The organism is uncultured Zoogloea sp. (genome assembly GCF_937894855.1).
Classification (GTDB): Bacteria; Pseudomonadota; Gammaproteobacteria; order Burkholderiales; family Rhodocyclaceae; genus Zoogloea; species Zoogloea oryzae.
The window spans coordinates 1-11,913 of record NZ_CALAYQ010000019.1; the positions used below are offsets into that span (position 1 = coordinate 1).

Here is an 11,913-nt window from a genome sequence, read left to right on the forward strand (position 1 = left end):
TTCCTGCCTTGTGGTGGTCGGGCAGGAAGTGTCGTCTCAGCGTGCCATCGCGGGGATGAAGCGATCGGTGTAGAGGATGGCAAATTGGTTCATCGCCGGCTTCCAGTTCAGCATTGGTTTCTTCCATTCGGCCGTGATGTTGCGCAGCGCCAGCCAGATCAGTTTGGTTGCCGCCTCGTCCGTCGGGAAGTGGCCCCGCGTCTTGATGATTTTGCGTACCCGCGCGTTCAGACTCTCGATGGCATTGGTCGTGTAGATCACCCGGCGCACCTCCGGCGGAAAGGCAAAGAACGGGATCACCTGCGCCCACGCCCGTCGCCACGATAGCGTGATGGTCGGGAAGCGCTGCCCCCATTCTCCTTCTGCAAACGCCTCCAGCGCCGCCTCGGCCGCCTCGGCGCTGACCGCCTGGTAGATCGGCTTGAGGGCATCGGCGAGCCCCTTGCGGTCCCTGGCGCTCGCGTAGCCCAGGCTGTTGCGCAGCAGATGCACGATGCAGGTCTGCAGCGTCGTGTGCGGATATACCGCTTCGAGTGCCTCGGCCATGCCTTTCAGACCGTCGGTAACAGCAATCAGGATGTCCTCACAGCCGCGCAGCTTCAGGTCGTTGAAGACCTTCAGCCAGAACTTCGCCCCTTCGGTCTGCTCGATCCACAGCCCGAGGATCTCCCGGCTGCCGTCGGCCCGCACCCCGAGCGCCAGGAACACCGCCTTGCTGCGCACCACCGCATCTTCGCGGATCTTGACCCGCAGCGCGTCGAAGAACACCACCGGATACACTGCCTCCAGGGGCCGGCTCTGCCATTGCAGGACTTCATCCATCACCGCGGCGGTGACCTGGCTGATGAAGTCCGGCGACACTTCCGTGTTGTACATCTGCAGCAGAAACGCCTGGATCTCGCGCACGCTCATCCCGCGGGCGTACATGGCGATGATCTTGTCGTCGAAGCCGGTGAAGCGCCGTTCGTGCTTGCCGATCAGCTGCGGCGCGAACTGCCCGGCCCGGTCCCGCGGGATGTCGATGCGTAGCGGCCCGTCGTCGGTCAGCACCGTCTTGCCGCTCGTGCCGTTACGCTGGTTGTCGAGCTCCTCGGGCTTCGCCTCGCCTTCGGCGTAGCCCAGGTGATGGCTCAGCTCGGCCTGAAGCGCCCGCTCGATCAAAGCTTTCTTGATCCCGCGCATCACGCCCTCGACCGCCCCCGCCGTCATCGGGCCCGTCACCACCTGATCGAGCCACTGCTGCGCACCTTCCGGCAACACGGCTACAGGCGGCAGCGGTAACTTCTGTTTCTTCCTTGGCATAACCATTCCCTCCGGGTCTGATGTTATGCCTCAAACACAAAAATTCGGACAGGCTCGAACCATTCAGTGTCCCCACCGGGACCACCCCCATCCACCCGCCATTCATTACGACTGGGTGCCGCCGCTCCCCCCTTTGCGCTTGCCCTGGCCTGCAAAACGCACCGCCGCCTGCTCTGAAAGCTCATCCAGCGCCGCCCCCTTGCCCGCCGCCTTGGCAAACCGGTAAGCATCCAGCGTCGCCTTGTAGATATCGCTCCCCAAGGCCATCTCCGTATCCTCCGCCCGCCGCGCCAGTGCAGTGATCCGCAGGAACAAGGGCCGCAATTGATCCAGCGCCAGCAGGTCCTCGGTGAACGCTTCGATGTCGAAGGAGCGGGGCATGCTGTCCGGGTTCTGCAGCACCACCTCGTGGGCCTTGCGCGCAAACATCTCGGATTTCGGCCCCATCTTGCGCAGCTCCTGACGCTGCTCGACGGACAGGGAAATCAGATCCACCAGACTCTGCTCCAGCATCCCCAAGGCCTTGCGCGCCTGATCCAGCTGCTCGGCCGACAAAACCAGCGAAACCACGTTCTGACTCATTTCCCGATCCTCAATGATGTTATGTGTGTATGTCGTTTGCACACTTTGTGCGGGGCGAAGTTTGGATGCATGGACAGGTAATGTCAAATGGTTGGTGATTGAGGAGGATGACCAGGGCCTGGGAAGCTACCCCGGAGCGTGAGGTTCGGGGTAGCCGTGGAAGGCCATTGCTGGGTGACGACGGGCGGGGGAAGGACGGAGAACCGGGAGATGTTGGAGAGCGGGATCAGGACGTCGGGATGGAGATGACGATCATTCTATTGCGCTAGAAGGACGGTAATATGACGGTAATCGGCCAGAAATCGTCCTCTACGATACTGCACTGAGTGACAGCTCTAGACTCGTTGCAGTCCCTTACGGGCAAACTTGGACCGGCCTCTGAGCTAGAAAGTCATAAAGCGCTAGCGTCACCAAGAGTCTCCAATATTGAGCCTGTTTTGACGCCAGAGCTCATATGCGACAAAGGGAGAATCCTTCTTCAAGACCTTCAATGAATAGTCGCCAGCCCAGTAACGCTCGGCGTCTTCAGCGCGTTCGCGACAAAAGTCATTGAGGCCAAGCCGCTCAATAGTGTCATTAACCTGCTGTTCGATCGGGGTGGCTTTCACCAAGTTACCGGGAATGACCTGGAAGCCCACAAGCTCTAGCTCGAACCACCCTTTACCCACCTTAAATGGGTCGAGTACCTCGCCAAAATCGTTCTTCCGGGAATTCATGCGGCTGCAGCAAAGCCGGTAGTTCGACCATTCATACACGGCGCGCCAGTGCTGCGATTTGGGGGCAAAGTGGTCGGCAGAACGGGCGCCAGTGACAGGATGGATTCTGAAGCATGAATACGAACATATCTCGCCATATGCGGACATTAGGTCGTCGAGAGCCTCGGTCCAGTATGTAGGAAACGCCGATGCCGGAATATCCGCTTTACGTTGAACGATCTGCTTGTAGGGCTTCCCTGCCGTTCGAGGAAAAGGGGACGGCTTGCCTGCCATTTCCGAGATCGCACGCAGGCCGGGTTTGCGGACCTTCTCGTCGAACGCTTTGGGTTTCCTTGCCCGGGCAACAGGTATCATTTCTTTGTGCCAGCGCGCTCGTTGTGGGTGTCCCGGAAAGAGGTCCAACGTACCCAGAACCTATCGGTATCGCCGAGTACCGACTGCAGCAGTCTATTGACGCGGTCGATATCTGCCTTGTCTGGCGCCCCCTGGCGAACGAGGGCCAATGCCGCCTGAATAGCCTCCTCGGCCTCGACCGAACCGCGAGGCTCTTTCAGATCAAAGGCCGGGCTCGTCAGCCAGTTATCGATCTCGCCACGGCGGCAATACTCCCGCTTACGAAGAATCACATTCCTCTGTTCCAGATCGAGGTCGAACCACGAGTCCTGTTTGGCATCGAATAGAGGCTCGACTGACGCGAGCACGAGTGGGGAGTGCGTTGCGGCGATGAGTTGAGTCTTCGTTCTATGTTTGCCGGTGAGTACGTCCATGACCCGCAGCAGAGAGGGTACGACGCGACGCTGCCATTGAGGATGGAGATGGCCTTCGATCTCATCAATTAGGAAGACGATCTCACGGGCAGGCTCCTCCCTACGCAGCTTTGCCGCCTCTTCGTGTCGATGCCATGCCCACGTCAATAGGTAGGCTAGGGCAATAATCCGGCGCATCCCGGAGGACGCGTGGTTGAGCGGCACGTCTTCGCCATACGGCATTCTCAGAGTGGGCGTTGGCCCTTTATCCTTAATCGTGATCTCGCGTGGTTCCCCCGGCACTATTTTTTCGTTCGCCGAAGGCGATAGAGTGTCGAGCACCTGCGTTAACAGCTTGAATTTGCGATCGTTCCCAGCTTGCCAAAGCAGCCAATCTTCAATAACACCTTTACAATGCTCGTTCCCCTTCCAGACTTGATCCGGTGTGAAAAGGAAGGCGTTGGGGCGGTCTGGCGCGTCTTCGGTCCAGTAATTCCGCATCGGATCCCATACTGAGAAGCCGCCATCGACCTGGGCATAAAGGATCAGCCCCGGAATTGGAGGACGGCTTGCCTTCACGGTCCACCGGACGCGATCCGCCTCGTACTTGCTCGTGAAACTGTATGAAGGTTTGGTCTTCTTGGTGTACTTATAGGTGATCTCTGCGACTAGGCCGGGCCTGGGTACCACCATTTCCCGAGCCCACGTGCGCGTAAGTGCCCACCAAGCTACGTCAAGCAGAAAGCTTTTTCCGAGACCATTGTTCCCAGTGATAAGGTTCAACCGAGCCGAGAGATCCATCTTCATCTCCGGCGCTGCCCCCACGTTCTTGAAGTGAATAGACTCAAGCATTGGTTTCCCTTTTTGTTCTTGCCCACGCTGTCCAAGCTGAAACCTCAACCGTAGGCTTTAAGGCAGGCGTGGTTTGCAGTCTGACCAACGTGTGGAGCGCGAGCGTCAGAGTATATCCGAGGCAGATTTCTGCTGGGGAGCGTCCACTCAGACTGCCAATGCGATTAACCGCTGTGGGTCGAAAGCTGAATATCGAGCCTGTGTGAGGTAGCGCCTGCTTAATGATCGCCACGGCTGGCGACACCCCAGCCACACGACCACGCCCCCATGAAAAAAGCTCCCATCGGGAGCTTTTTTCATCATTGCCGTTGCCTGTCTACTGTCGCTGCGTTCAGGCACAACCAGTCTCACACATCCAGATTCCGCGCATACAGCGCGTTTTCTTCGATGAACGCGCGGCGGGGTTCGACGTTGTCGCCCATGAGGGTGGCGAAGATTTCGTCGGCGGCGATGGCGTCGTCGATCTGGACCTTGAGCAGGCGGCGGACGGCCGGGTCCATGGTGGTTTCCCAGAGCTGCTCGGGGTTCATTTCGCCGAGACCTTTGTAGCGCTGCTTGGAGATGCCGCGTTCGACTTCGGAGAGCATCCAGCTGATGGCGTCGGCGAAGCTGGCGACGACTTGCTGCTTCTCGCCGCGGCGCATGATGGCGCCCGGGCCGATGAGTCCGGAGATGGATTCGGTGGCCTGGCGGATGGTGCGGTAGTCGCCGGAGCGCAGGAAGTCGCCGTCGATCTGGCTGACCTTGCGGTTGCCGTGGTGCATGCGGGCCAGATCCAGCGTCCAGGCTTCGGTGGCTTCGTTGTAGTTGGCCTCGATGGTGATGTCGGTGCCGACGGCGGCCTGCAGGCGGGCGGCGGAGTCGCGGGTGGCGGCTTCGTCGTCGACCGACAGGGGCAGGTCGGTGGCGAGCAGGGCGTGGAGGACGTCGGAGTCGATCCAGTCGGCGAGGCGGCGGATCACGCCTTCGGCGAGCAGGTAGGTGCGGGCGAGGCCGGCGAGGGCTTCGTCGCGGATCGGCTCGGCGCCTTCACGCGGGGTGAGGGCGGCGCCTTCAAGGCCGAGCTTGAGCAGGTGGGCGTTGAGCTCGTTGTCGTCCTTGATGTACATCTCGTTCTTGCCGTGCTTGATCTTGTAGAGCGGCGGTTGGGCGATGTAGATGTGGCCGCGCTCGACGAGCTCGCGCATCTGGCGGTAGAAGAAGGTGAGCAGCAGGGTGCGGATGTGCGCGCCGTCCACGTCCGCGTCGGTCATCAGGATGATGCGGTGGTAGCGGAGCTTTTCGGGCTTGAAGTCGTCGGCGCCGATGCTGGTGCCAAGCGCGGTGATGAGGGTGGTGATCTGCTCGGAGCTGATGAGCTTGTCGAAACGGGCGCGCTCGACGTTGAGCACCTTGCCGCGCAGCGGGAGGATCGCCTGGAACTTGCGGTCGCGGCCCTGCTTGGCGGAGCCGCCTGCGGAGTCACCCTCGACAATGTAGATCTCGCACAGGGCGGGGTCTTTTTCCTGGCAGTCGGCGAGCTTGCCGGGCAGGCCGACGCCGTCGAGCACGCCCTTGCGGCGGGTCATCTCGCGGGCGCGGCGGGCGGCTTCGCGGGCGCGGGAGGCTTCGACGATCTTGCCGCAGATGGTTTTGGCGTCGATGGGGCGCTCGAGGAGGAAGTCGGCGAGCTTCTGCGCGACGACTTCTTCAACCGCCGGGCGGGCTTCGCCAGAGACCAGCTTCATCTTGGTCTGGGAGGCAAACTTGGGGTCGGGCATCTTGACGGAGAGCACGCAGGCGAGGCCTTCGCGCATGTCGTCGCCGGAGATATCCACCTTGGCCTTCTTGGCGATCTCGTTTTCTTCGATGTACTTGTTGATGACGCGGGTCATCGCGGCGCGCAGGCCGGTGAGGTGGGTGCCGCCATCCGCCTGCGGGATGTTGTTGGTGAAGCACAGCACCTGTTCGGCGTAGCTGTCGTTCCACTGCATGGCCACTTCGACGGTGATGGGCACGCCGTTCTGGATGGATTCGCCGCTGGAGTGGAAGACGGTGGGGTGGAGCACCGACTTGGCGCGGTTGATGTAATCCACGAAGCCGGAGACGCCGCCCGCGAAGGCGAAATCCTCTTCCTTGCCGTTGCGCTGGTCCACCAGGCGGATCTTGACGCCGTTGTTGAGGAAGGACAGCTCGCGCAGGCGCTTGGCGAGGATTTCGTAGTGGTATTCGACGGTGCCGAAGATCTCTTCGTCGGCGAGGTAGTGCACCTTGGTGCCGCGCTTGCTGGTTTCGCCGAGGACCTTGAGGGGGCTGGTCTCGATGCCGTCGACGACTTCGATGACGCGATCCACGGCGTGGCCGCGGTTGAACTCCATGAAGTGCTTGTGGCCGTCGCGGGACACGGTGAGGCGCAGCCACTTGGAGAGCGCGTTGACGCACGAGACGCCCACGCCGTGCAGGCCACCGGAGACCTTGTAGCTGTTCTGGTTGAACTTGCCGCCGGCGTGGAGCACGCACATCACGATTTCGGCGGCGGAGCGCTTGGGTTCGTGCTTGTCGTCCATCTTGACGCCGACCGGGATGCCGCGGCCGTTGTCGGTGACCGAGATGGAGTTGTCGGCGTGGATGGTGATCACGATGTCGTCGCAGTGGCCGGCGAGGGCTTCGTCGATGGCGTTATCCACCACTTCGAAGACCATGTGGTGCAGGCCGGTGCCGTCGGAGGTATCGCCGATGTACATCCCGGGCCGCTTGCGTACGGCCTCCAGCCCTTCGAGCTGCTGGATGCTGGATTCGTCGTAGTTGTCGGCGGCGGCGGGTTGTTGCGTATCGGACATGGTGTTCTCGGTTCTTCAGGTACAGCTTGGACGGCCCCTCGCGGGGCCTGGCAGACAGACAGCAGGCGGTGGATCAGATCCGCATCGGCATCACGACGTACTTGAAGTCGGCGTTGTCGGCGAGGCCAAAGAGGGCGCTGGCGTTGCCATCGTTGAAGCGGATCTCGATCTCGTTGGCGGAAACGTTGGTGAGCACGTCGAGGAGATAGGTGACGTTGAAGCCGATGTCCAGCGAATCGCCGCTGTAATCGACTTCGAGTTCTTCCTGGGCTTCTTCCTGCTCGGCGTTGGTGGACACCAGCTTGAGGCTGCCTTCTGAGAGCATCAGGCGCACGCCGCGGAACTTCTCGTTGGTGAGGATCGCCGCGCGTTGCAGGGCCTGCAGCAGGGCCAGGCGGCTGGCCTTGACCAGCTTGGGGTGGCCTTGGGGGATGACGCGCTCGTAGTCGGGGAACTTGCCGTCGATGAGCTTGGAGATGAGCTCGATGTTGCCGAAGCGGAAGACGATCTGGTTGCCCACCAGGGTGACTTCGAGGGGATCGTCGGAATCGGCCAGCTGACGGGCCAGTTCGACGACGGTTTTACGGGGCAGGATCACGTCGGTGCGGGCGTAGTCGCCCACCAGCGGGGACGCCGCGTAAGCCAGACGGTGACCATCGGTGGCGACCATCCGCAGCAGGTTGCCGGCGACCACCAGCAAGAGGCCGTTGAGGTAGTAGCGGATGTCCTGCTGGGCCATGGCGTACTGCACCAGCGCGAGCTGCTTCTTGAAGGCTTTTTGCGTGGTGGTGAAGCTGATGCCTTCGCCTTCGGGCGGGGACAGGCGCGGGTAATCGGCGGCGGGCAGGGTCTGGAGCTGGAAGCGGCTCTTGCCGGCCTTGAGGGTGATGCGCTTGTCGTCGAGGGTGAGGCTGACGTCGGCGGTGTCGGGCAGCGCGCGCAGGATGTCCTGCAGCTTGCGGGCGCCGACGGTGATGGCCACGTCGTCGGTGCCGAGGGCGGCGGTGGTGCTGTTGCGGATCTGGATTTCGATGTCGGTGACCAGCAGGGTCAGCGCGTCACCCTTCTTCTCGATGAGGACGTTCGAGAGGATGGGCAGGGTGTGGCGTTTTTCGACGATGCCGGACACCGATTGCAGCGGGACGAGGAGGGCATCGCGGGGCGCGGTGAAGAGCAGCATGTGGTCAGGTCTCCGTATCGTTGTTCAGGGCCGGGGAGGTTAGGCGGGCCGGCATCTCAATCATGGCGAATTCAGGTTTCAGCCACGCAGCACCTGGGTGAGCACGTGCAGGTCGTGGTTGAGCTGGGTATCGGACAGGCGCAGCTCGGCGATGGTTCGGCAGGCGTGCAGCACCGTGGTGTGGTCGCGGCCGCCGAAGGCTTCGCCGATGGCCGGCAGGCTCATGGGCGTCAGATCCTTGGCGAGGAACATCGCCACCTGGCGCGGCCGGGCGATCACGCGGGTGCGCTTCTTCGAGTGCATGTCGGCGACCTTGATCTTGTAGTAGTCGGCGACCGTCTTCTGGATGAACTCGGCGGTGAGCTGGCGGTTGTGGGCGTTGAGGAGATCCTTCAGGGCCTCCTTGGCCACTTCGAGCGTCACCTCGCGGCCGTGGAAGCGGGCGAAGGCGAGCACCTTTTTAAGCGCGCCCTCGAGCTCGCGCACGTTGGAGCGCAGGTTCTTGGCGATCAGGAAGGCCACGTCGTCGTCGAGCTGGATGCGCTCGACCTCGGCCTTCTTTTTAAGGATGGCGACCCGCATCTCGAGCTCGGGCGGCTCGATCTGCACCGTCAGGCCCCAGTCGAAGCGGGAGATCAGGCGATCCTCGAGGCCCTGAACGTCCTTCGGGTAGGTGTCGCTGGTGATGATGATCTGCTTCTTGGCCTCGGTGAGGGCGTTGAAGGCGTGGAAGAACTCTTCCTGCGTCCGGTTCTTGTTATTGAAGAACTGGATGTCGTCGATGATCAGCACGTCCAGCGAGCGGTAATAGCGCTTGAAGACGTCGAAGGATTTTTGCTGATAGGCGCGCACCACGTCGGCGTAGTAGTCCTCGGCGTGCACGTAGCGGATCACCTTGCGCGGGTCGTGCTTGAAGACGTAGTTGCCCAGGGCGTGGATCAAGTGGGTCTTGCCAAGGCCCACGCCGCCATAGATGAACAGCGGGTTGTACGAGACGCCCGGGTTCTGGGCGACCTGCAGTGCCGCCGCACGGGCCAGATCGTTCGCACGGCCGGTGACGAGGGTGTCGAAGGTGAAATCGGGGTTGAGGCGGGACTTGTCGTAATTGGCCGCCTCGATGCTCACCGGCGCTTCGGGCATCACCGGGCGGGCGACCGGCGCAGGCGCGGCGGGGGCAGCAGCAGCCATCGGCGCCGCAGCGGGTGCGGACGGCGCTGCGCTCGACGCCATCGACGGAGGTGGCGGCGCTGCACGGCGCGGACCGCCGGCCGGCGCAAGGCCAACCTCGATCGTCGGGATACCGCCGAAGTATTCTTCGCCCAGCTCCTCGATGCGCCGCAGGTAGCGATCACGCAGCCACTGGCGATGGAAGTTGGACGGGGCGACCAGACGCACGCCGGCCAGGTCCTCGCCTTGCAGTTCTTCAACGCGCAGGGGAAGTATCCAGGTCTTGAACTGCTGGGCAGGCAACTCCTGCTCCAGGCAGCTCAGGCAATGCGTCCAGAACGCGGCGCACTGGGACTGTGATGAGGCTTCTGACACGATGTACGGGTGGACTGGTTCGACGGCAGGATGCGCGCCGTTTCTCGTTCTTGGTGGAACCCCGGGTGGTTTCCGGAGCCGGCCACAGCAGCGCGCAAAGTCGCCGGGCCAAACGCGTATTGTACCTGTGGACAGAAAAGTTATCCACAGCTTGCAGGCCCGCAAAACAACCCTCCGCAGCCCACCCCAGACAAGGCCCTGTAAAACCTACTTGACAAACAGAGGGTTAACGTATGAAATTACGCGTTTGACTCAACTTTCGGGCACGTAAAATGAAACGCACCTACCAACCGTCCGTCGTCCGTCGCAAGCGCACCCACGGCTTCCTGGTCCGCATGGCCACCCGTGGCGGTCGCAAGGTCATCGCCGCTCGTCGCGCCAAGGGCCGTCATCGTCTCGCCGTCTAAGGCCGCCGAGGCAAGCCTGGCCACCGCGGCAGCTTCCACCGCCTGCAACCATGCGGCAGCGGAAGATTCAAACCCGGCAGGATTCGGCTTCGACACGTCATTGCGACTGCACAAAACGGATGAATTTTCATCCGTTTTTGCTTTTCGGCGGGTGCTTCGCGGTTCCCACTTCGCGCTGCACTACTGTCCAAACCCGGACGGGACGCCGCGCCTTGGCCTGGTCGTCGCAAAGAAGCTTGCCAAACGGGCGGTCCAGCGCAATCTCGTCAAGCGCATCGGGCGCGACGTGTTCCGTCACGCCCGTGCAAGCTTGCCGCCCTACGATCTGGTGTTACGATTGTCGGCCAAGCTCGACAACGTGACGAGGCGTGCGATGCGCGACGAGATGATCGGTCTGCTGGGGCGCCTGCCCCGCAAATGAAGGCAGCGCCGTGAAAGCCGTCCTCCTCGCCCTGCTGCGCTGCTATCGTTACGCCGTCAGCCCGATGCTCGGACGCAACTGCCGCTTCGTGCCGTCCTGCTCCGAATACGCCCTCGAGGCCGTCGAACGCCACGGCGCGCTCAAGGGCGGCTGGCTGGCGACACGACGTGTGTGCCGCTGCCATCCGTTCAGTGGCGGCGGCTACGATCCCGTACCCTGAGCCCCGCCACCGCTCTCCGCCCAACCCTTCCTGACTCATACTCCGATGGATAACCGTCGCCTGATCCTCCTTCTCGTCTTCTCCTTCTCCCTGGTCATGCTGTGGGACGGCTGGCAGAAGCACAACCATCCCAAGGTGGAAGCCCCCGCCGCCAGCCAGACGGCCGGCGTGCCGACTCCGACGCCATCGGCTACCGCCGGCGCAGCCGCCGCGGTGCCGGGTCAGCCTGCCGCGACGCCCGCCGCCGCGGCAGCACCGAAGGCCGTCGTCCGCACCGACATCCTGGTCGCCGAGATCTCGGCCCAGGGCGGCGACATCGTCCGGCTCGAGCTCACCCAGCACAAGGCCACCGAAGACCGCAGCCGCAACTACGTGCTCTTCGACAACGGCGAGAAGCACAACTACGCCGCCCAGACCGGCCTGATCGGCAACGGCCTGCCCACCCACAAGACCCTCTTCAGCCTCGGCGCCCAGAACCTTGAGCTGAAGGACGGCCAGGACGCGGTCACCCTGCGCCTCGACGCCCCGGCCACCGCCGACGGCATCAAGGTCGCCAAACTGATCACCTTCCACCGGGGCAGCTACCAGGCCGAGGTGAGCTACGAGATCACCAACGGCAGCGGCGCGCCCATCGCGCCCCACGCCTACTTCCAGTTCACCCGTGACGGCAAGCCGGCCGAGCAGCCCGGCGGCTTCGGCGTGCAGACCTTCACCGGCCCGGCGTTCTACACCGAAGCCGAGAAGTACCAGAAGGTCAGCTTCGAGGACGTCGCCGCCAAGAAGGCCAAGTTCGTCACCAAGTCTGCCGATGGCTGGGCCGCAATGGTTCAGCACTACTTCGTCGCCGGCTGGGCGCCCGCTTCGGGCGAGCGCGAGTTCTTCGCCAATCAGGTCAGTTCCGATCTGTACTCCGCCGGCGTGATCCTGCCCGTGGCCGCCATCGCCCCGGGCCAGACCGCCAAGCTCGAAGTGCCGCTGTACGCCGGCCCGCAGGAACAGACCCGCCTCGAGAAGTTCGCCAAGGGCTTCGACCTGGTGGTGGACTACGGCTGGCTGACCATCATCGCCGCGCCGCTGTTCTGGGTGCTCGAGTGGTTCCACAAGCTCACCGGCAACTGGGGCTGGG

The 11,913-nt window shown here is 62.7% G+C and carries 11 protein-coding genes; 4 read left to right on the top strand and 7 right to left on the bottom strand.

The window, feature by feature from the left end; genetic code table 11:
* Positions 1–36: 36 nt before the first annotated feature.
* From Q0672_RS01660 to dnaA, 7 genes are all read right to left on the bottom strand, one after another.
* Positions 37–1,302, bottom strand: coding sequence for an IS256 family transposase (locus Q0672_RS01660; RefSeq protein ID WP_298619059.1), 1,266 nt, complete (start codon positions 1,300–1,302; stop codon positions 37–39).
* 105 nt (positions 1,303–1,407) lie between these two features.
* Entirely contained in the window at positions 1,408–1,884 is a 477-nt protein-coding gene (locus Q0672_RS01665; RefSeq protein ID WP_298619061.1) for a hypothetical protein, read from the bottom strand.
* 407 nt (positions 1,885–2,291) lie between these two features.
* Entirely contained in the window at positions 2,292–2,954 is a 663-nt protein-coding gene (locus tag Q0672_RS01670) for a hypothetical protein (protein WP_153163507.1), read from the bottom strand.
* The gene (locus Q0672_RS01675) at positions 2,951–4,153 is read right to left on the bottom strand and encodes an AAA family ATPase (protein ID WP_298619064.1); all 1,203 of its coding nucleotides are present in this window, start codon (positions 4,151–4,153) and stop codon (positions 2,951–2,953) included. Before Q0672_RS01675 ends, Q0672_RS01670 begins: the two co-directional genes overlap by 4 nt.
* Before the next feature lie 392 nt (positions 4,154–4,545).
* Positions 4,546–7,017, bottom strand: a complete 2,472-nt coding sequence (gene gyrB / locus Q0672_RS01680; protein WP_298619066.1) for a DNA topoisomerase (ATP-hydrolyzing) subunit B — start codon at positions 7,015–7,017, stop codon at positions 4,546–4,548.
* Positions 7,018–7,090: 73 nt separating this feature from the next.
* Positions 7,091–8,197, bottom strand: coding sequence for a DNA polymerase III subunit beta (gene dnaN, locus Q0672_RS01685; RefSeq protein WP_153163504.1), 1,107 nt, complete (start codon positions 8,195–8,197; stop codon positions 7,091–7,093).
* A gap of 78 nt (positions 8,198–8,275) precedes the next feature.
* A complete protein-coding gene (dnaA, locus tag Q0672_RS01690; protein ID WP_153163503.1) occupies positions 8,276–9,739 on the bottom strand; it encodes a chromosomal replication initiator protein DnaA in 1,464 nt (487 codons plus the stop codon).
* A 272-nt stretch (positions 9,740–10,011) separates the two neighbouring features.
* On the opposite strand from dnaA, the gene rpmH reads away from it, so the two are divergent.
* The 4 genes from rpmH to yidC form a co-directional block, all read left to right on the top strand.
* Complete coding sequence (gene rpmH / locus Q0672_RS01695) at positions 10,012–10,146, top strand: 50S ribosomal protein L34 (protein WP_079434516.1); 135 nt, start codon at positions 10,012–10,014, stop codon at positions 10,144–10,146.
* Positions 10,147–10,246: 100 nt separating this feature from the next.
* Positions 10,247–10,567, top strand: a complete 321-nt coding sequence (rnpA, locus tag Q0672_RS01700) for a ribonuclease P protein component (protein WP_228112013.1) — start codon at positions 10,247–10,249, stop codon at positions 10,565–10,567.
* Between the two features lie 10 nt (positions 10,568–10,577).
* On the top strand, positions 10,578–10,787 hold the full coding sequence (gene yidD / locus Q0672_RS01705) for a membrane protein insertion efficiency factor YidD (RefSeq protein ID WP_153163502.1): 210 nt from the start codon (positions 10,578–10,580) through the stop codon (positions 10,785–10,787).
* A 45-nt stretch (positions 10,788–10,832) separates the two neighbouring features.
* Positions 10,833–11,913: membrane protein insertase YidC (gene yidC / locus Q0672_RS01710; RefSeq protein WP_298619072.1), on the top strand; the 1,081-nt coding region annotated here is incomplete at its 3' end.